Here is a 19959-nt window from a genome sequence, read left to right as displayed (position 1 = left end):
CATGTTCAAACTTTGGAGAGAGTCATGGGACAGTACGCCGCGCCGCTGCGCGACATGCAATTCGTGTTGCACGAGCTGCTTAACGTCGAAGCCGAGATCAAGCAGATGCCGAAGCACGCGGATCTCGACGCCGAGACGATCAACGCCGTGCTCGAAGAGGCCGGCAAGTTCTGCTCCGAAGTGCTGTTTCCTCTGAACCACAGCGGCGACCAGGAAGGCTGCACGTACGTCGGCGACGGCGTCGTGACCACGCCGAAGGGCTTCAAGGAAGCCTATCAACAGTATGTGGAAGCCGGCTGGCCCGCGCTCGGTTGCGATCCGGAGTACGGCGGCCAGGGGCTGCCTGCGTTCGTCAATAACGCGCTGTACGAAATGCTCAACTCGGCGAATCAGGCGTGGACGATGTACCCGGGCCTCTCGCACGGCGCCTACGAGTGCCTGCACGCGCACGGCACGCCGGAGTTGCAGCAGCGCTATCTGCCGAAGCTGGTCTCCGGCGTGTGGACCGGCACCATGTGTCTGACCGAGCCGCATTGCGGCACCGACCTCGGCATCCTGCGCACGAAGGCCGAGCCGAACGGCGACGGCTCGTACTCGATCAGCGGCACGAAGATTTTCATCTCGAGCGGCGAACACGATCTGGCGGAAAATATCGTTCACCTCGTGCTCGCGCGCCTGCCGGATGCGCCCAAGGGCACCAAGGGCATTTCGCTTTTCATCGTGCCGAAGTTCATTCCGAACGAAGCCGGCGAGCCGGGCGAGCGCAACGGCGTGAAGTGCGGTTCCATCGAACACAAGATGGGCATTCACGGCAACGCGACCTGCGTGATCAATCTCGACAACGCGAAGGGCTGGATGGTCGGCGAGCCGAACAAAGGCCTGAACGCGATGTTCGTGATGATGAACGCCGCGCGTCTCGGCGTCGGCATGCAAAGCCTCGGGCTCACGGAAGTCGCCTATCAGAACTCGCTCACGTATGCGAAAGAGCGTCTGCAAATGCGCTCGCTGACCGGCCCCAAGGCGCCGGAAAAAGCCGCCGACCCGATCATCGTGCATCCGGACGTGCGCCGCATGCTGCTCACGCAAAAGGCGTATGCCGAAGGTGCGCGCGCATTCTCGTACTGGTCAGCGCTGCATATCGACAAGGAGCTGTCGCACGCGGATGAATCTGTACGCAAGGAAGCCGCCGACCTCGTCGCGCTCCTCACGCCGATCCTGAAGGCGTTCCTCTCGGACAACGCGTTCGAAGGCACGAATCACGCCATGCAGATTTACGGCGGCCATGGCTTCATCGCCGAGTGGGGCATGGAGCAGTATGTGCGCGACGCGCGCATCAACATGATCTACGAAGGCACGAACGCGATTCAGGCGCTCGACCTGCTCGGCCGCAAGATTCTCGGCGACATGGGCGCGAAGATGAAGAAGTTCGGCAAGCTCGTGAGCGAGTTCGTCGAAGCCGAAGGCATCAAGCCGGAAATGCAGGAGTTCGTCAACCCGCTCGCCGACATCGGCGAAAAGGTCCAGAAGCTGACGATGGAAATCGGCATGAAGGCCATGCAGAACCCGGACGAAGTGGGCGCCGCGGCCGTTCCGTATCTGCGTACCGTCGGTCACCTGGTGTTCTCGTACTTCTGGGCGCGCATGGCACGCATCGCGCTTGACAAGGAAGCCTCGGGCGATCCGTTCTACAAGGCGAAGCTCGCCACCGCGCGCTTTTACTTCGCGAAGCTGCTGCCCGAAACCGCCATGACCATCCGTCAGGCGCGCGCCGGTTCGAAGCCGCTGATGGACATCGAAGAAGCGCTGTTCTAGGTCATCTCACGCAAGGCGCCGCGTGGTCAGCCACGCGCGGCGCTTTCGCAAGCCACATTCATCGCGAACCCGTCGACACATTCGCGACACCGCATAACTCCCCGGAGGAACGACGTGAGCAATCTGATCATTCGCAAGGTAGCCGTGCTCGGCGCCGGCGTGATGGGCGCGCAGATCGCCGCGCACCTGATCAACGCCAAGGTGCCCGTGCTTCTTTTTGATCTGCCGGCCAAGGAAGGCCCGAAGAACGCCATCGCGTTGAAGGCGATCGACAATCTGAAGAAGCTGTCGCCCGCGCCGTTCGGCGTGAAGGACGACGCGCAATACATCCAGCCCGCGAATTACGACGACGATATCGAAAAACTCGCCGAATGCGACCTCGTGATCGAAGCGATCGCCGAGCGCATGGACTGGAAGCACGACCTGTACAAGAAGGTCTCGCCGCATATCGCGCCGAACGCGATCTTCGCGACCAACACGTCGGGCCTGTCGATCACCGAACTGTCGCAAGGTTTCGCGGATGAGCTGAAGGCGCGCTTTTGCGGCGTGCACTTCTTCAATCCGCCGCGCTACATGCATCTGGTCGAGCTGATTCCGACCGCGGCCACGCGTCCGGAAATTCTCGATCAGCTGGAAACGTTCCTGACGAGCGTGGTCGGCAAGGGCGTCGTGCGCGCAAAAGATACGCCGAACTTCATCGCGAATCGCGTCGGCATTTTCTCGATTCTCGCGGTGATCACCGAAGCCGCGAAATTCGGCCTGCGTTTCGACGAAGTCGACGACCTGACCGGCTCGCGTCTTGGCCGCGCGAAGTCGGCCACGTTCCGCACGGCGGACGTCGTCGGTCTCGACACGATGGCGCACGTCATCGAGACGATGCAGGACAACCTGAAGGACGATCCGTTCTTCCCGGTCTACGAGACGCCGGCCGTGCTCGCCGAACTCGTGAAGAAAGGCGCGCTCGGCCAGAAAACGGGCGGCGGCTTCTACAAAAAGGAAGGCAAGGCGATCAAGGTGCTCGACCCGAAAACGGGCGAGTACGTGGAAAGCGGCGCGAAAGCGGACGAACTGGTCGGCCGCATTCTGAAGCGTCCGCCGGCAGAGCGCCTGAAGCTGCTGCGCGAGTCGCAGCACCCGCAGGCGCAGTTCCTGTGGGCGATTTTCCGCGACGTGTTCCATTACATCGGCGTGCATCTGGAATCCATCGCCGATAACGCGCGCGATGTCGATCTCGCGATCCGCTGGGGCTTCGGCTGGAACGAAGGTCCGTTCGAAGGCTGGCAGACGGCCGGCTGGAAGCAGGTCGCCGAATGGGTGCAGGAAGACATCGCGGCGGGCAAGGCGCTGTCGAGCGTGCCGCTGCCGTCGTGGGTGCTCGAAGGCCCGGTTGCCGAAAAGGGCGGCGTGCATACGAACGAAGGCTCGTGGTCGCCGGCTTCGAAGACGTTCGTGCCGCGCTCGTCGCTCGGCGTGTACGACCGCCAGGTGTTCCGCGCGCCGCTCGTCGGCGAAACGGCTGCGGATCCGAAGAGCTACGGCAAGACGCTGTTCGAGACCGACGCCGTGCGCGCATGGGTCGACGACCGCGCGGGCGAGAACGACGTGCTGATCGTGTCGTTCAAGAGCAAGATGAACACGATTGGGCCGTCGGTGATCGACGGGTTGACGCAGGCCATCGAACTGGCGGAGAAGGACTTCAAGGGCCTCGTCGTCTGGCAGCCGACGTCGCTGAAGCTCGGCACGCCGGGCGGTCCGTTCTCGGCGGGCGCGAATCTCGAAGAAGCGATGCCGGCGTTCATGATGGGCGGCGCAAAGGGTATCGAGCCGTTCGTCAAGAAATTCCAGCAGGGCATGCTGCGCGTGAAGTACGCGAGCGTGCCGGTCGTCGCGGCGGTGTCGGGCATTGCGCTCGGCGGCGGCTGCGAGCTGCTGCTGCATAGTGCAAAGCGCGTCGCGCACATCGAAAGCTATATCGGTCTCGTGGAAGTCGGCGTGGGTCTCGTGCCGGCCGGCGGCGGTCTGAAGGAAGCGGCGCTGCGCGCGGCGGAAGCGGCGACGCAGGTGGGCGCGACCAACGATCTGCTCAAGTTCCTGCAAAAGTCGTTCGAAAACGCGGCGATGGCAAAAGTCTCGGCGTCCGCGCTCGACGCCCGCGCAATGGGCTACCTGAAGCCGTCGGACACGATTGTCTTCAACGTGTTCGAGCTGCTCGACGTCGCGAAGAAAGAAGCGCGCGCGCTTGCCGGCGCGGGCTACCGTCCGCCGCTGCGCGTGACGCAGGTGCCGGTCGCCGGGCGTTCGGCGATCTCGACCATCAAGGCCTCGCTCGTCAACATGCGCGACGGCCGGTTCATCAGCGAGCACGATTTCCTGATCGCGAGCCGCATCGCGGAAGCGGTGTGCGGCGGCGACGTGGAAGCGGGCAGTCTCGTCGACGAGGAATGGCTGCTGCAACTGGAGCGCCGCGCGTTCGTCGAGCTGCTCGGCACGCAGAAGACGCAGGAACGGATCATGGGCATGCTGCAAACCGGCAAGCCGGTGCGGAACTAACAGCGACGCGCGGACATTCTGGAGAAACATATGAGCAAGCAATTGCAAGACGCATACATCGTCGCCGCGAGCCGTACGCCGATCGGCAAGGCGCCGCGCGGCGTGTTCAAGAACACGCGCCCCGACGAACTGCTGGTGCATGCGATCCGGTCGGCCGTGGGCCAAGTGCCCGGACTCGATACCAACGTGATCGAAGACGCCATTGTCGGCTGCGCGATTCCCGAGGCGGAGCAGGGCCTGAACGTCGCGCGTATGGGCGCGCTGCTGGCCGGGCTGCCGCAGTCGGTCGGCGGCGTCACGGTGAACCGCTTTTGCGCGTCCGGGCTGACGGCCCTCGCGATGGCCGCGGACCGCATTCGCGTCGGTGAATCGGACGCGCTGATCGCGGGCGGCTGCGAGTCGATGAGCATGGTGCCGATGATGGGCAACAAGCCGTCGCTGTCGCCGCATATCTTCGATCGCAATGAAGACGTCGGCATTGCCTACGGTATGGGCCTGACCGCCGAGAAAGTCGCCGAGCGCTGGAAGATCAGCCGTGAGGCGCAGGACGCGTTCTCCGTCGAATCGCACCGCCGCGCAATCGCCGCGCAGCAAGCCGGCGAGTTCAGCGACGAGATCGCCGCATACACGGTCACCGAGCGCTTTCCCGACCTCGCCACCGGCGAAGTACGCGTGAAAACGCGCGAGGTGTCGCTCGACGAAGGTCCGCGCGCCGACACCTCGCTCGAGGGCCTCGCCAAACTGCGCACAGTGTTCGCCAACAAGGGTTCGGTGACGGCCGGCAACAGCTCGCAGACGTCGGACGGCGCGGGCGCGCTGATCGTCGTATCCGAAAAGGTGCTCAAGCAGTTCAACCTGACGCCGCTCGCGCGCTTCGTCAGCTTCGCGGTGCGCGGCGTGCCGCCCGAGATCATGGGCATCGGGCCGAAGGAAGCGATTCCGGCGGCGCTGAAGGCAGCGGGCCTCAAGCAGGACGACCTCGACTGGATCGAGCTGAACGAAGCGTTCGCCGCACAATCGCTCGCGGTGATTCAGGACCTCGGTCTCGATCCGGCGAAGATCAACCCGCTCGGCGGCGCGATCGCGCTCGGCCACCCGCTCGGCGCGACGGGCGCGATTCGTGCATCGACGGTGGTGCACGGCCTGCGCCGCCGCAACTACAAGTACGGCATGGTGACGATGTGCGTCGGCACCGGCATGGGCGCGGCGGGCATCATCGAGCGGCTGTGACACGGCCCGCTTGGGTGGACGCGGCACGCCGCCAAGGCGCCTGAACGGTTCGCAGGCCTCGCGCTTGCGAACCGTTTTTTCCATTCGGACAGCAGTTCTGCGGCAGTGTCTGCTGCAGTCGAGGAGACGCAAATGACGACGGATATTCTGGTCGAGTGCGCGAACGGCGTGCTGACCCTCGCCTTCAACCGGCCGGACAAGAAAAACGCGATCACGGCCGCGATGTACCAGACCATGGCCGACACGCTCGTCGAGGCGCAACGCGACGCGTCCGTGCGCGCGATGCTGATTCGCGGCAGCGCGAGCATATTCAGCGCCGGCAACGATCTCGAAGACTTCATGAAGGCGCCGCCGATGGGCGAAAATGCGCCGGTATTCCAGTTCCTGCGCGCGCTCAGCTCCGCCGACAAGCCGCTGGTGGCCGCGGTGGCGGGGCCGGCGGTGGGCATCGGCACGACGCTGCTGCTGCACTGCGATCTCGTCTATGCCGCCGATTCGGCGAGCTTTTCGCTGCCGTTCGCGCAGCTCGGGCTGTGTCCGGAGGCGGCGTCGAGTTTGCTGCTGCCACGCGTTGCCGGCTATCAGGCCGCCGCCGAAAAACTGCTGCTCGGCGAGGCGTTCGACGCCGCCGAGGCACAGCGCATGGGCTTTGTGAACCGCGTGCTGCCGGCTTCCGAAGTCGACGCGTTTGCGGCATCGCAAGCCGCGAAGCTCGCGGCGCTGCCGGCGTCGTCGTTACGTGTGACCAAGAGTCTGATGAAGCGCGCGAGCCATCAGGAACTGCAGACGCAGATGTCCGAGGAGGCGGTGCACTTCGGCAAGATGCTGATCGCGCCGGAAGCGCGCGAAGCGTTCAAGGCGTTCTTCGAAAAGCGCAAGCCGGACTTCCGGCAATTCGACTGAGCGCGGCGGGGGCTTGAGGCGGCCCGCGCGACGCTCGCGAGCAGTGGTTCAAGGCTGAACCGTGTCGTAATCGACGTAGCTCGTTTCGCGGCAGAAGCTCACGAGCCGCACGCCCGCCTTGCGGGCAATCGCAATAGCCAGCGACGACGGCGCCGAAATGGTCGCGACCATCGGCACGTCGACGCGCGCGGCTTTGCGCACCAGCTCGTAGCTCGCGCGGCTCGACAGGAATACGAAACCTTCTTGGGTATCCACGCGATCGAGCACGAGCTGGCCGATCAGTTTGTCGAGTGCATTGTGGCGGCCCACGTCTTCGAACGCATAACGGATCGCGCCCGCCGCGTCGCACCACGCCGCGGCGTGCAGGCCGCCGGTCAGCCGGGTCAGGGCCTGATGGTCGGGCAATTCGCGGGCCGCGCGCGCAATGGCGTCGGGCGCGAGCCGCTGCAAGAAGCCGGTGTCGGGCACGCGCTCCGGCTTCAGATCCAGCAGATCGATGCTTTCGATACCGCACACGCCGCAGCCGGTGCGGCCGGCGAGCGCGCGGCGCTTTTCCTTCAGCGCGACGAACGCCTGCTGCACGACTTGCAGATGCACTTCGGCGTGCGGCAGGTCGGCGTCGTCGTGCAGCTCGACCTCGATATCCTGAATGTCGCTGCCGCGCTCCACGATGCCTTCCGAAATCGAGAAACCGACCGCGAACGCTTCCAGATCGCGCGGCGTGCACATCATCACCGCATGCGAAATGCCGTTGAAAACCAGTGCCACCGGCCATTCCTGACCGACGTGGTCGGTGACCGTTTCCACCGCCGCGCCGCGATGGCGGTGCACCTCGCGCTTCACCGCGCCGGGCTGGCCTGTTTGCAATTCGTCCAAGCTGATCCACTCCATGAATGCCGCGCGCCTTGCCGTCGCGCGCCTTGCCGCGCCGCCGCCGTGCGAATAAGGTTCTAAAATACCTCAAGCCGGGCTTGCGCGTTGCCCATCATCAAAGAGGACACTGCCATGGGACTGAATGAGGCACCGCTGCTGTTCGACTTCGAGGTGCAGTCGTCGGAGAATTTCACCTATATCCCGATGTCGGTTCGCTTCAACCTCGATCGATTCGGGCTGCGCATTTCGCTCGCGCAATGGCAAATGCTGCCGCTGGAAGACCGCAAGCTTCTTGCCCGCTTCCCCGTTGCTGATGACGCGGAGATCGAGCCGAATTTCGATCACGCCCTTTTCGAGATGTTGCGCACTCATGCGAATGTCGAGCCCGAGTGGTTCACGCCCGACGACGCGCCCGCCTGGCGCAATACGGAGGCCGTGCCGGAGAGCGTCGAGCGGCAGGCGAAAATGGCGGGCCTCGCGGCCCCGAGCGCGGCACGCTGGGCGGAACTCGACCCGTTCAAGCGCTACGTGCTCGCCAAGCTGTCGCGCAAGCAGGAAATCAACCACGACTTCATCCCGGCGATGAGGGAATTTGGCGCGGCCGGCTAGGCGCGGCCGGCTAGGCGCGGCCGGCTAGGCGCGGCCGGCTAGGCGCGGCCGGCTAGGTGCGGCCGGCTAGGTGCGGTCGGCTAGGCGCGGTCAGCTAGCTGCGGCCGGCTTGCTGCGGGCGGCCAGGAGCGGGTGGCAGGCGCTGGCGCCGAGCCTCTGCCTTTCCGCTGCTGCCGCCGAGCCGCCGCCGTCCTGCCGCTGCAGCCCAGCCGCAGCCCCCCGGCCCCTCGGCCCCCTCCACGAATTTTTTTCACCCCGCCCCCTAAAGCCTTCCCGAACGCTGCCGTTATCCATGGGTTGGCGCGTAAAAGACTCGCATCGCAAGCGGCCTCGCGCTCCCGCCCGAAGAACGATCGACGTTCGGAACCCATGACTCCTCTCATCTCGAAGCGGCTGCTGATCAACATGGCGGTCGTGGCCGTCGCGCTCGGCGCAAACGTGTTCGTCGCGTGCCTGCAGATTGCCGGCCAGCGCGACGCCGACGCCCGCACGCTGCATTCGACGCGCGTCCGCCAGAGTCTCGACGCCTACCAGGCGGCGCTCGACGGCGGCCTTGCCGCGCTCGCCCGCTTCGAGGCTTCGGGCAAGGACACGCCCGTCAACGCCGCCGCGACGATGAACGCGACGCTCGCCAGTCTCGAAAGCGAGTTGCGCGGCGAGCTGGTCGCCGAGCCGGTCATGCTCGCCACGCTCGCCCAGCTCGGCGCGGACCGCCACGCGCTGCAACGCGACATCGGCGATGCGTTGCTCACGCGCGACGCAGAGGAGCCGGCCGCGTCCCGTGCATGGACGGCGGCGTCCTACATGCATGTCGGGCTCGGTCTGCAACGGATGGAAGCGGGCCTGGCCGCGCTGCGCGCTGCCGAAAACCGCGCGCTGGAGCTGTCGCTCGCGGCGGCGTCGAAAGAGCGGCGGCATGCGGCTTTGCTTCTCGTCGCGACCATGCTCGCGGGCAGCGCGCTCCTGATCTTCACCTTCGGCGCCCGCGAAAGCAGCGCGCGCAAGAAGCTCCACAGCGTACGCGCGCTCGGCCGCAATGACGAGCGCTTTCGCAGTCTGTTCGACGATCATCCCGTGCCGATGTACATCTTCGACCGCGAGACGCTGCGCTTTCTCGCCGTCAATTCAGCCGCGATCCAGCAGTACGGCTATTCGGAGAGCGAGTTTCTCGACATGACGATTCGCGCGATCCGGCCGAACAGCGAGATCGGGCGGCTCGAGTCGCATCTGCTGCGCGCCGACAGCGCCGAGCGCGGCCGCACGATGGCGGGCATCTGGCATCACCGGCGCAAGGACGGCTCGCTCATCAGCGCGGACATTTCCTATCACGCGCTGAACTTCCTGGGCCGCGCCGCATTCTTTGTTCTCGCCGACGACGTCACCGAGCAGATCAATGCCGAAGCCGAGGCGCAGCGCTCGAACCAGATGCTCGAAACGGTGATCGACAACATTCCGCAGCGTATTTTCTGGAAGGACCTGGAGTCGCGCTATCTCGGCTGCAACATGGCGTTCGCGCGCGACGCGGGGCTGTCGTATCCCGAGCAGGTGGTCGGCAAGAGCGACGCGGACATGCCGTGGCGCGCGTTCGCGGAGCTGCTCAACGCGCACGACAGGGAAGTGGTGCAGACCCGCGTGCCGAAGATGAACTTCGAAGTCGACGTGGTGATCGGCGGCGTGCATCGCACGACGGTCACGAGCAAGCTGCCGTTCACGGACAGCGACGGCCGCGTGATCGGCGTGCTCGGTTCGTACACGGACATCACCGAGCGCAAGCGCGCGGATCTCGCGCTGCGTCTGCAAAGCCGCGCGCTCGACGCGAGCGTCAACGCGATTCTGATCACGGCGCCTTCGCCGGCGGGCAACCTGATCGAGTATGTGAATCCGGCCTTCATGCGCATCACCGGCTACGATCCTGCCGAGGTGATGGGCCACGACTGCCGCGTGCTGCAACGCGACGACCGCGATCAGGAGGGCGTCGCGCTGATCCGCGAGGCGCTCGCCGCGAATCGCGAAGTGAGCGCGGTGGTGCGCAACTATCGCAAGGACGGCGCGCTGTTCTGGAATCAGCTCTTCATCGCGCCGGTGCCGAATGCGGAAGGCGTGATCACACATCACATCGGTGTGATCAACGACGTGACCGATCTGATGCGCTATCAGGAACAGCTCGAATACCAGGCCAACTACGACAGCCTCACGCGCCTGCCCAACCGCAACCTGCTGCGCGACCGTCTGCAGCATGCGCTGATCGTCGCGCAGCGGCATCACAAGGGCGTCGCGGTGGTGTTCATGGACCTCGACGGTTTCAAGAACGTCAACGACAGCCTCGGCCACAGCGTCGGCGACCGGCTGCTCGGCGTCGTGGCCGAGCGGCTCGCGCGCTGCACCCGCACGAGCGATACGGTCGCCCGCCACGGCGGCGACGAGTTCGTGATCGTGATGACGGATACCGTCGACGAACAATCGCTGATTGCGTGGATGGAACGCGTACGCGCGTCGATCTCGGAGCCGGTGTGGCTCGACGGCACGGAGCTGTATGTCGGCTGCAGCATGGGTGCGAGCCTGTTCCCGCAAGACGGCGACGACGCGGAAACGCTGATGAAAAAGGCCGACCTCGCGATGTATCGCGCGAAGGACATGGGCCGCAACACATTCCAGTTCTATCAGCCGGAGATGAACGCGAGCGCGGGCGCACGCCTTGCACTCGAGCAGCGTCTGCGGCGCGCGCTGCGCGACAACCAGTTCCTGCTGCACTATCAGCCGCAAGTGGATATTCACACCGGCCAGATTGTCGGCACCGAGGCGCTGGTGCGCTGGAGCGACCCCGAAGCGGGGCTCGTGCCGCCGTCGTCGTTTATTCCGGTTGCCGAGGAAAGCGGGCTGATCGGGCCGCTTTCCGAATGGGTGCTGCGCGAAGCATGCCGTCAGAACAAGGCGTGGCAAAACCTCGGTTTGCCGCCGGCGCGCGTCTCCGTGAATCTGTCGGCTCGCGTGTTCCAGCAGCGCGATATCGCGAAGCTCGTCATGCAGGTGCTCGACGAAACCGGCTTGGAGCCGCAATACCTGGAACTGGAGCTGACCGAAAGCGCGATCATGCGCAACGCGGAAGAGGCCGTGTCGATGCTGAACGAACTGAGTGCGCTCGGCATCGGCCTTGCAATCGACGACTTCGGCACCGGCTATTCGAGCCTCAGCTATCTGAAGCGCTTCCCGGTGGATCGGCTCAAGATCGACCGGTCGTTCGTGTCCGACATCGGCATCTCGGGCGACGACGAGACCATTACCTCGGCGATCATCGCGCTCGCGCATTCGCTGAAGCTGCAGGTGATTGCCGAAGGCGTGGAGACCTCGGCGCAACTCGACTTCCTGAAGGAGCGCGCCTGCGACGAGATGCAAGGCTTCTACTTCGCGAAGCCTTTGTCGACCGAGGCCATCTCCGAACTGATGAAGGGCGGCATGGCGCGCGAACCGGCGCTGGCGTGACGCGGCGAAGGCGCGCCCCTGAACCCTCGTCGCTGCTTTAGTCCAGCGCGGGCAGCGCACGCGGGCGGCGGTCGCTGTCGGTGGCGACGTAGGTCAGCGTGGCCTCGGTCACCTTCACGATGTCTTGCGCGAGGCTCATACGTTGCGCGTAGACCTCGACGGAAACGGTAATGGACGTATTGCCCGTCTTGACAATATCCGCGTAAAAGCTCAGCAGGTCGCCGACGAACACCGGCTGTTTGAACAGGAACGAATTGACCGCGATGGTCGCGACCCGCCCATTCGCGCGACGGCTCGCCGGGATCGACCCGGCAATGTCCACTTGCGCCATGATCCAGCCGCCGAACACGTCGCCGTGAATATTGGCGTCCGCCGGTTGCGGCATGACGCGCAGCGCGCAAGGCTTTTGCGGAAGTTGGAGGTTATCGGTCATGAGGACACTCGGAAAACGCGGGTTGGTTTGATGCGCTCGGCGATGGGCGCAGACATGATCGGGCGCAGGGCGGCTTAGCCCGCCTCAGCCCGGCACCACGGCCGCGTGGCCGATAAAAGCGGCGCCCGCCGGCTTCTGCGACAATACGAAGATCAGGAATTGTACGGGAAAGCGCCCAGGCGGGTTGCGCGACGAGGCCGCGTGCTCACGCACGCGCTGCGGGCCCGCGACCGCGGTGGACTCCGGCATTTCCCCCTTCTCCCCAGCCGAACCATGCGCCGCTCGCTTCCGTCCGAACCCTCGCCGATTTCCACCCAGCCGCGCAACGATTGGCAGACCATCCTGTCGCTGCTGCCGTATCTCGCCACTTACAAGTGGCGTGTCGTATTCGCGCTCAGTTGCCTGATCGGCGCGAAGGTCGCCAACCTCGGCGTGCCGATCGTGATGAAACGGATCGTCGACAGTCTCGCCTCCGTGCAGCATCTCACGGCGCTCGGGCGTGCGCACGATTCGCCGGGCATCGTGCTGCTCGGCGGCGTCGGCCTGCTCGTGGTCGCGTACGCGGTGGTGCGGCTCTCCACGTCGCTCTTCACCGAATTGCGCGAGATTCTGTTTTCCAAGGTCACCGAGAACGCGGTGCGCCAGCTCGCGTTGAAGGTGTTCCGGCATCTGCACGGCCTGTCGCTGCGGTTTCATCTGGAGCGGCAAACCGGCGGCATGTCGCGCGACATCGAACGCGGCACGCGCGGCATTACGCAGCTCATTTCGTATTCGCTGTACAGCATTCTGCCGACGCTCGTCGAAGTCGGCCTCGTGCTCGGCTTCTTCGTCGTCAAATACGAGGCGTACTACGCGGTTGTGACTTTCGTGGCACTGGCCGTGTACATCGTGTTCACGGTGAAGGTGACCGAGTGGCGCACGCATTTCCGGCGCACGATGAACGAGCTCGATTCGAAGGCGAACTCGCGCGCCATCGACTCCCTGCTCAACTACGAGACGGTCAAGTATTTCGGCAATGAAGAGTGGGAAGCAAGCCGCTACGACGAAAACCTGAAGCGCTATCGCACGGCGGCAATCAAGTCGCAGCGCTCGCTTTCCGCGCTGAACTTCGGGCAGCAGGCGATTATCGGCACGGGGCTTGTGTTCATTCTGTGGCGCGCGACGGAAGGCGTGATGGCGGGGCGCCTGACGCTCGGCGACCTCGTGCTCATCAACACGTTCATGTTGCAGCTTTATATTCCGCTGAATTTTCTCGGCGTGGTGTATCGCGAGCTCAAGCAGAGTCTCACCGACATGGACCGCATGTTCACGCTGCTCGGCGCGGCGCAGGAAGTGCCGGACGTGCCGAATGCGCCGCCGCTGCAGGTGAGCGGCGGGCAAGTGCGCTTCGAGCATGTGAATTTTTCGTACGAGCCGGCGCGCCAGATTCTTCACGACGTGAGCTTCACGATTCCTGCCGGCACGACGACCGCGGTGGTCGGCCATAGCGGCTCGGGCAAGTCGACGCTCGCGCGGCTCGTGTTCCGCTTCTACGATCTGGACCGCGCGACGGGCGGCGCGATCACCATCGACGGTCAGGATATTCGCGATGTCGCGCAGGCGTCGTTACGCGCGTCGATCGGCATCGTGCCGCAGGACACCGTGCTGTTCAACGACTCGATCTACTACAACATCGCCTATGGACGTCCCTCGGCGACGCGCGAGGAAGTGATTGCGGCGGCGCGTGCCGCGCATATCCACGAGTTTATCGAAGGACTGCCGAAAGGCTACGACACGCCGGTCGGCGAGCGGGGCCTGAAGCTCTCGGGCGGCGAAAAGCAGCGCGTCGCGATTGCGCGGACCATCCTGAAGAATCCGCCCATCCTGTTGTTCGACGAAGCCACGTCCGCGCTCGATTCGCGTTCGGAGCGCGCTATCCAGCACGAACTCGATCAGATTGCGCGCGAACGCACGACGCTCATCATCGCGCACCGGCTTTCCACCGTGGTTCACGCGCAGCAGATCATCGTGATGGACAAGGGGCGTATTGTCGAGCGCGGTACGCACGCAGAACTGTTGCGCGCCAACGGCCTCTTCGCGCAGATGTGGGCGCTGCAGCAGCAACGCGCGACCGAGGCGTCGCAAGCCGCGGAAAGCGCCGGCGCCGCAACGCTGCCCGACCGCGCGGAGCTGCCGGCGCGCTGAGCGAGCCGTATCGATAGGAACAGCTTGCCGCGCTCAGCGCGCGCGCAAACGCTGATCCAGTTCGGCGAGTTGTGCCGGCGTGCCGACGTTTTCCCACAAGCCTTCGTAGAGCTCGCCGGTTGCGAGGCCGCGTGCAATCGTCTCGCGGTAATACGGCGTGAGCGCGCGCCGCGTGCCGCGCGGCAGGTCGCGGAACATGCGCGTGTCGTAGAGTCCGATATTGCCGAAGGTGAAGCGCCGCCCGGCTTCGAGCGACAGCACACCGCGTTCGAGTGCAAAGTCTCCGTTTGGATGAAACGGCGGATTGGGCACCATCACGAGATGCATGCCGGGTGCGGGCAAAGCCCGCAGTGCTTCGGCCTGCGCGTTCAGCACGCTGTAGTCGAAATCCGCGTACACGTCGCCGCTCACCGCGACGAACACTTCGCTCGCGCCGTGGTCTTCGATCAGCGGCAGCGCCTGTACGATTCCGCCCGCGGTCTCCAGCGCTTTACGCTCCGGCGAATAGCGCAGTTTGATCTGCCAGCGCGATCCATCGCCGAGCGCGGCCTCGATCTGCTCGCCGAGCCACGCGTGATTGATCACGATCGTCTGAAAACCCGCGCGCGCAAGCCGCTCGATCTGCCAGACAATGAGCGGCTTGCCGCCCGCTTCGAGCAAGGGCTTGGGGCGCGCGTCGGTCAACGGACGCATGCGTTCGCCGCGACCCGCGGCGAAAATCATCGCTTTTTTGAGGGACATTGTGGTTATTCAGAACGTGTAGCCGACCTCGTTCGCGCGGCCTTCGAGATCGTCGAGCAGCTTCGCGAACGGACGCAGCGGCGCGTAGCGTTCGGCCACCTTGCGCGCATAGCCGATGAAGCGCGGCAAGTCGTTCATGTAATGCGGCTTGCTGTCGCGGTAATTAATCCGGCAAAAGAGACCGAGCACCTTGATATGCCGTTGCAGACCCATCCATTCGATCTGGCGGTAGAACTCGCCAAAGTCGGGGTCGACCGGCAGGCCGGCTTTTTTCGCGCGCTCCCAGTAGTACACGAAGCAATCGAGTTCGAACTCCTCGTCCCAGCTGAGGAAGGCGTCGCGCAGCAGCGACGCGACGTCGTACGAGATAGGACCGTACACGGCGTCCTGGAAGTCGAGCACGCCGGGGTTCAGTGCGCGGTTTGCTGCCTCGGCCGCGCCCGGTTCCGCGCACACCATCAGATTGCGCGGCATGAAATCGCGCAGCATGAATACCTGTGGCTGCGCGCGGGCGCTGGCGATCAGCAGCGCGAACGTGCGGTCGAGCACACCGCGCGTGTTGTCGTCGACCTCGCGCCCGAGGTGCCTGCCGATGAACCACTCGGGCATCAGTTCCATCTCGCGGCGCAGAAACGCTTCGTCGAACGGCGGCAGCACGTCTTCACGCGAGGCGAGCTGCCAGCGGATCAGCGCGTCGAGCGCGTCGCGCATCAGCGTGCGTGCGCCGCGCGGGTCGTTCTCCTTCTGCGCGGCGGTGAGCGCGCCGAGATACGAGGCAGTGCCAAGATCGGTGACGAGCATCAGGCCCGCGTCGACATCGACCTCGAGGATGCGCGGCACATGCACGCCGGCCGCTTCGAGCAACCGCGCGACCTGCACGAACTCGCGGCATTTTTCGGGCGGCGGGGCGTCGACGGCGATCAGCGTGCCGGCGCTGTCGCCTTCCGCCGCCTTACCGGCGAGCCGGAAATAGCGCCGGAAGCTGGCGTCGGAGGAAGCGGGCGCGAGCGTGCCGATATTCAGTGCGTAACGGGCCGCATGGCCTTGCAGCCAGGCCTTCAGCAGGTCGAGGCGGCTGTCGGAGGAAGGGTGGGTGAAGTCTTGGGAAGGAGGCAGCGTCATGAAAACCGGCGGCAAATTCAGAGGGGCAACGTCTTGCCATATAATACCCCACGACTTTTTTGACGCGACTCACGCCAGCTTTCGCGTATTCCGCTTTACCGCCCGCCTCACCGTTCGGAGATTGTAAATATTGATGTGCAGCCGACTGTCACGGTCGTGGTGTGCAGGCGGTGGATCGTGACTGCAGAAGCTGACGGACGGGCCGATTCGCCAAACGATACATGCCGCCTAGACAGCTTTCCCAAACGAATCCCTCTTGTGCCGCGATGCCGCGCAAAAGGCGGCTCGTCGCGGCGTTGATCGCCGTTCCGGGCCTCGTGCCCGCGCTTGCTCACGCCCAACTGGTCGGCGAGGCCGCGCAGCCGCAGCCGATCGACCCGCCGTGGGGCATGCAGCTCGCCCCGCAACTCGAAGACCATGTGCTGCAGCCGGGACAGAAGCCGGCCACGTTCGTGCTCGGCGATTCGACCAACGGCACGACGGATCAGGACCTGGCCGTGAAGGGCGCGGCGGAAGTGCGGCGCAATACGGTCGTGATCAAGTCCGACGCGCTGCATTACGATCAGGACTCGGACATGGCCGACGCATACGGCCAGGTTCGCCTGAACAACAACGGTACGACGTTCGCCGGACCCGAAGCGCACATGCGCGTGGATTCGAGCGAAGGCTTCATGACCGCGCCCAAGTACCACTTCAACGTGACGGGCGGTTCGGGCAGCGCCGAGCGCGTCGACCTGCTCGACAACGAGCGCTCGGTGTTCACCAAGGGCACGTACACGGCCTGCGCGTGCACGGACAATCCGGCGTGGTACATCAAGGGCAGCGAATTCGACTTCGACACGGGCGCCGACGAAGGCGTGGCCTACAACAGCGTGCTGTTTTTCCAGGGCGTGCCGGTGTTCGCCTCGCCGTGGCTGTCGTTTCCGCTGTCGGGCGAGCGGCGCAGCGGTATCCTGCCGCCCACCTTCTCGCTCAGTTCGACGAACGGCTTCGAACTCTCGGTGCCGTATTACTTCAACATCGCGCCCAATCGCGATCTGACGCTCACGCCGCGTCTGATCTCCAAGCGCGGTGTGCAGCTGCAGGCCGCGTTCCGCTATCTGTCGCCCACGTATTCGGGCTCGATCACCGGCGAATTCCTGCCGAACGACCGGCTGACGAAGACCAACCGCTACGCGCTGTACATCCAGCACAACCAGAACTTCGGCAACGGGTTCGGCGGCTACATCTACTACAACAAGGTTTCGGACAACACGTATCCGGAAGACCTGTCGTCGTCGGCGAATCAGTTCATGAACGGCACCCAGCTCCTGTATCAGCAGGAAGCCGGGTTGACCTATAACAACGGACCGTGGTCCGTGCTCGCGCGCGAGCAGCATTGGCAGACGCTCACGCCGTCGGTCGCGCCGTATGGCCGCGAGCCGCAATTGAACGTGAAGTACGCGAAGTACAACGTGGGCGGCTTCGACTTCGGCGCCGAGGCGGACTACACGAATTTCCGCATCACGACCGCTGACATGACGCAGGGTCAGCGGGTGATGTTCAACCCGTACATTTCGTACTCGGTCGTCGGGCCCGGTTATTTCGTCACGCCGAAGGTGCAGTGGCACTTCGCGTCGTATAACCTGAACAACATCAGCAATGACGTGCCGGCCGGCACGCCGAAGAACTTCACCGAGTCGATCCCGACGCTGACCTTTGACACGGGGCTCATTTTCGACCGCTCGGTGCGGCTCTTCGGCGAGGACTACATCCAGACGCTGGAGCCGCGCCTGTACTACGTGTACACGCCGTATCGCAACCAGGCATCGGCGCCGCTTTTCGACACCGCGGAATCCGACTTCGGGCTCGCGGAAATCTTCACGCCGAACACGTTCGTCGGCAACGACCGCATCGCGGACGCGAACCGCCTGACGGCGGCCATCACCACGCGCTTCATCAATCCGGCAACGGGCGACGAGCGCGCGCGCTTCGTGATCGCGCAGCAGTATTACTTTCAGGATCAGCGCGTTACGCTGCTGCCGAACCAGACGAGCACGCAGGCCACGCATTCGGACCTGATCGTGGGCGCGTCGCTCAAGCTCGGGGCCGGTTTCGCGTCGGAAACTGCGTTCCAATATAATGCGGACAACAACCAGCTGGTCAAGACGAGCGTCGGTTTCGGTTTCAGTCCGGCCACCGGCAAGGTGCTCAACGTTGCGTATCGTTACACGCGCGCGAACACCACGCTCGACAATGAGCCGATCAACCAGGTGCTGGTGTCGGGCCAATGGCCGCTGTCGCATCGGGTTTTCGGGGTTGGGCGGTTCAATTACGATCTCGGCGGGCATCGGATCGTCGACGGACTCGTCGGTCTGCAGTACGACGCAGACTGCTGGACGCTCGGCGCCGGTATTCAGCGCTACGCAAACGGGCTGAATACGTCGGGGCAGCATCAGTCGAGCACGCGCTTTCTCGCGCAGTTGACGTTCAAGGGCTTGTCGAGCGTCGACAACGGGCTGATTGCCGCGTTCCGCAGCAGCGTGGCGGGCTATACGCCGCTGCCGCCACCGCCGCCGCCGGAGTCGCGGTTCATCAATTACGAATGACGCTCGCCCGGTCGTTCATCGAATGCGAAAAGACGGGCCAAGCGTGCCCGACATCATTGGAGTATCTGTGGCAATCATGAAAAAGCTTCGCTTGGCAACGCTCGCGGCAGGTCTCGCCGCCGTGGCGTCTTTCGTGTCGGTTGCGCCGGTACAGGCGCAGGCGCTCGCCGGCAACCGCGGCCAGACGGTCGACACAATTGCCGCAGTGGTCAACAACGGCGTCATTACGCGGCGCGAGCTGGACGAGCGCGTGAACCTCATCACCCGCCGTCTGAATCAGCAGAACGCGCCGATTCCGCCCGCCGACCAGTTGCGTCAGCAGGTGCTCAACCAGATGGTGCTGGAGCGCATCCAGCTGCAGAAGGCGAAGGAAGACGGCATCAATGTCGACGACGCCGCCGTGCAGAAAACGCTCGAACGGCTCGCCCAGGCGAACAACCTGTCGCTCGACGTGTACCGTGCGCGGATCGAGGCGCAAGGCGTGCCTTGGGCCACGTTCACGAGCGACGCGCGTACCGAGCTGACGCTGTCGCGTCTGCGTGAGAAGGAAGTGGACAGCAAGGTCACGGTGTCGGACGCGGAAGTCGCGAACTACATCGCGAGTCAGCGCGGCCCGAATGCCGGCGCGACGAGCGACCTGCACATGGAGCACATTTTCCTGAAGGCGCCGCTGAACGCGCCGCAAACCGACATCGAAGCGGCGCAGAAGAAGGCCGAGACATTGCTCGCCGAAGCGAAGGGCGGCGCCAACTTCGGGAAACTGGCGAAGTCGAATTCGCAGGCGCCCGACGCGGCCAAGGGCGGCGACATGGGCTACGCGGCGCCTTCGAAGCTGCCGCCGGAATTCGTCAAGGCCGCCTCGGCGCTGCGTCCGGGCGAGGTCAATCCGGAAGTGATCCGCACGAATGACGGCTTCGAGGTCGTGCGCCTCGTCGACCGCCGCGCCGGTCAGGGCACGAGCTCGGACGCGCCAAAGCTCGTGCAAACGCACGTGCGCCACATTCTGCTGCGCGTCGGCGACGGCATGTCCGAGCCGCAAGCGCGTCAGAAGCTGCTCGAAATCAAGAAGGAAATCCAGGCAGGCGGCGACTTTGCGAAGTTCGCCCACACCTATTCGCAGGACGGGTCGTCGTCGCAAGGCGGCGACCTCGGCTGGATCAGCCCGGGCGAGACGGTGCCGGAATTCGAGCGCGCCATGAACACGCTGCAGGACGGCCAGATCAGCGACCCGGTGCGCAGCGAATACGGCTATCACCTGATTCAGGTGCTGGAGCGCCGCGAAGCGCAAGGCTCGATCGCCCAGCAAATGGACCTGGCCCGTCAGGCCATCGGTCAGCGCAAGGCCGAGCAGGCTTACGCCGACTGGCTGCGCGAACTGCGCGACACCGCGTATGTCGAAGTCAAGCCTGACCTGTCGAGCATTCAGTAAGCACC

General features: G+C 64.6%; 14 protein-coding genes. 9 read left to right on the top strand and 5 right to left on the bottom strand.

The genetic code is table 11. The features are described 5' to 3' along the window. Positions 1-24: 24 nt before the first annotated feature. From HV711_RS26660 to HV711_RS26645, 4 genes are all read left to right on the top strand, one after another. A complete protein-coding gene (locus HV711_RS26660; protein ID WP_035484182.1) occupies positions 25-1812 on the top strand; it encodes an acyl-CoA dehydrogenase C-terminal domain-containing protein in 1788 nt (595 codons plus the stop codon). Positions 1813-1926: 114 nt separating this feature from the next. Next, on the top strand, positions 1927-4362 hold the full coding sequence (locus HV711_RS26655) for a 3-hydroxyacyl-CoA dehydrogenase/enoyl-CoA hydratase family protein (protein ID WP_035484180.1): 2436 nt from the start codon (positions 1927-1929) through the stop codon (positions 4360-4362). A gap of 30 nt (positions 4363-4392) precedes the next feature. Next, positions 4393-5592, top strand: coding sequence for an acetyl-CoA C-acyltransferase (locus HV711_RS26650; protein WP_035484179.1), 1200 nt, complete (start codon positions 4393-4395; stop codon positions 5590-5592). A gap of 132 nt (positions 5593-5724) precedes the next feature. Then, on the top strand, positions 5725-6495 hold the full coding sequence (locus HV711_RS26645) for an enoyl-CoA hydratase (protein WP_028361900.1): 771 nt from the start codon (positions 5725-5727) through the stop codon (positions 6493-6495). Positions 6496-6543: 48 nt separating this feature from the next. Here HV711_RS26645 and fdhD read toward each other — a convergent pair whose 3' ends face one another. After that, the gene (fdhD, locus tag HV711_RS26640; RefSeq protein WP_244142745.1) at positions 6544-7386 is read right to left on the bottom strand and encodes a formate dehydrogenase accessory sulfurtransferase FdhD; all 843 of its coding nucleotides are present in this window, start codon (positions 7384-7386) and stop codon (positions 6544-6546) included. 114 nt (positions 7387-7500) lie between these two features. Here fdhD and HV711_RS26635 point away from each other — a divergent pair, with 114 nt between their 5' ends. Both HV711_RS26635 and HV711_RS26630 read left to right on the top strand, forming a co-directional pair. Then, the gene (locus HV711_RS26635; RefSeq protein ID WP_013587114.1) at positions 7501-7977 is read left to right on the top strand and encodes a nitrate reductase associated protein; all 477 of its coding nucleotides are present in this window, start codon (positions 7501-7503) and stop codon (positions 7975-7977) included. 369 nt (positions 7978-8346) lie between these two features. Further along, positions 8347-11457, top strand: a complete 3111-nt coding sequence (locus HV711_RS26630; protein WP_175145340.1) for a sensor domain-containing protein — start codon at positions 8347-8349, stop codon at positions 11455-11457. A 37-nt stretch (positions 11458-11494) separates the two neighbouring features. Here the strand turns inward: HV711_RS26630 and HV711_RS26625 are convergent, their stop codons facing one another. Together HV711_RS26625 and HV711_RS26620 are read right to left on the bottom strand one after the other, a co-directional pair. Then, positions 11495-11890 carry an acyl-CoA thioesterase gene (locus HV711_RS26625; protein ID WP_013587116.1) on the bottom strand — a complete coding sequence of 132 codons (396 nt, stop codon included), beginning with the start codon at positions 11888-11890 and terminating at the stop codon, positions 11495-11497. An 84-nt stretch (positions 11891-11974) separates the two neighbouring features. Further along, positions 11975-12139: a hypothetical protein gene (locus tag HV711_RS26620; RefSeq protein WP_175145338.1), complete on the bottom strand. Its 165-nt coding sequence runs from the start codon at positions 12137-12139 to the stop codon at positions 11975-11977. Between the two features lie 24 nt (positions 12140-12163). On the opposite strand from HV711_RS26620, the gene HV711_RS26615 reads away from it, so the two are divergent. Further along, positions 12164-14074 (top strand): ABCB family ABC transporter ATP-binding protein/permease, encoded by a 1911-nt coding sequence (locus tag HV711_RS26615; protein WP_035484383.1) that lies wholly within the window; start codon positions 12164-12166, stop codon positions 14072-14074. A 33-nt stretch (positions 14075-14107) separates the two neighbouring features. On the opposite strand, the gene murU is transcribed toward HV711_RS26615, so the two are convergent. After that, positions 14108-14815: an N-acetylmuramate alpha-1-phosphate uridylyltransferase MurU gene (gene murU, locus HV711_RS26610; protein ID WP_035484386.1), complete on the bottom strand. Its 708-nt coding sequence runs from the start codon at positions 14813-14815 to the stop codon at positions 14108-14110. A 9-nt stretch (positions 14816-14824) separates the two neighbouring features. Then, positions 14825-15937: an aminoglycoside phosphotransferase family protein gene (locus HV711_RS26605; RefSeq protein WP_035484389.1), complete on the bottom strand. Its 1113-nt coding sequence runs from the start codon at positions 15935-15937 to the stop codon at positions 14825-14827. 221 nt (positions 15938-16158) lie between these two features. On the opposite strand from HV711_RS26605, the gene HV711_RS26600 reads away from it, so the two are divergent. Together HV711_RS26600 and HV711_RS26595 are read left to right on the top strand one after the other, a co-directional pair. Continuing rightward, positions 16159-18525 carry an LPS-assembly protein LptD gene (locus tag HV711_RS26600; RefSeq protein ID WP_028361895.1) on the top strand — a complete coding sequence of 789 codons (2367 nt, stop codon included), beginning with the start codon at positions 16159-16161 and terminating at the stop codon, positions 18523-18525. 67 nt (positions 18526-18592) lie between these two features. Next, positions 18593-19954: a peptidylprolyl isomerase gene (locus HV711_RS26595; protein WP_035484391.1), complete on the top strand. Its 1362-nt coding sequence runs from the start codon at positions 18593-18595 to the stop codon at positions 19952-19954. Positions 19955-19959: the final 5 nt, after the last annotated feature.

It is taken from the genome of Paraburkholderia phenoliruptrix, from assembly GCF_902859825.1.
Lineage (GTDB): Bacteria > Pseudomonadota > Gammaproteobacteria > Burkholderiales > Burkholderiaceae > Paraburkholderia > Paraburkholderia phenoliruptrix.
Note: the sequence above shows the minus strand (reverse complement) of the source record. Positions and strands in the feature narration are given on the sequence as shown.

What these genes read in the sequence shown, in the direction of transcription:
- HV711_RS26660 (WP_035484182.1), top strand. Translation starts at nt 25, where the DNA reads ATGGGACAGTACGCCGCGCCGCTGCGCGACATGCAATTCGTGTTGCAC.
- HV711_RS26650 (WP_035484179.1), top strand. Translation starts at nt 4,393, where the DNA reads ATGAGCAAGCAATTGCAAGACGCATACATCGTCGCCGCGAGCCGTACG.
- HV711_RS26645 (WP_028361900.1), top strand. Translation starts at nt 5,725, where the DNA reads ATGACGACGGATATTCTGGTCGAGTGCGCGAACGGCGTGCTGACCCTC.
- fdhD (WP_244142745.1), bottom strand. Translation starts at nt 7,386, where the DNA reads ATGGAGTGGATCAGCTTGGACGAATTGCAAACAGGCCAGCCCGGCGCG.
- HV711_RS26635 (WP_013587114.1), top strand. Translation starts at nt 7,501, where the DNA reads ATGGGACTGAATGAGGCACCGCTGCTGTTCGACTTCGAGGTGCAGTCG.
- HV711_RS26630 (WP_175145340.1), top strand. Translation starts at nt 8,347, where the DNA reads ATGACTCCTCTCATCTCGAAGCGGCTGCTGATCAACATGGCGGTCGTG.
- HV711_RS26625 (WP_013587116.1), bottom strand. Translation starts at nt 11,890, where the DNA reads ATGACCGATAACCTCCAACTTCCGCAAAAGCCTTGCGCGCTGCGCGTC.
- HV711_RS26620 (WP_175145338.1), bottom strand. Translation starts at nt 12,139, where the DNA reads ATGCCGGAGTCCACCGCGGTCGCGGGCCCGCAGCGCGTGCGTGAGCAC.
- HV711_RS26615 (WP_035484383.1), top strand. Translation starts at nt 12,164, where the DNA reads ATGCGCCGCTCGCTTCCGTCCGAACCCTCGCCGATTTCCACCCAGCCG.
- murU (WP_035484386.1), bottom strand. Translation starts at nt 14,815, where the DNA reads ATGTCCCTCAAAAAAGCGATGATTTTCGCCGCGGGTCGCGGCGAACGC.
- HV711_RS26605 (WP_035484389.1), bottom strand. Translation starts at nt 15,937, where the DNA reads ATGACGCTGCCTCCTTCCCAAGACTTCACCCACCCTTCCTCCGACAGC.
- HV711_RS26600 (WP_028361895.1), top strand. Translation starts at nt 16,159, where the DNA reads ATGCCGCCTAGACAGCTTTCCCAAACGAATCCCTCTTGTGCCGCGATG.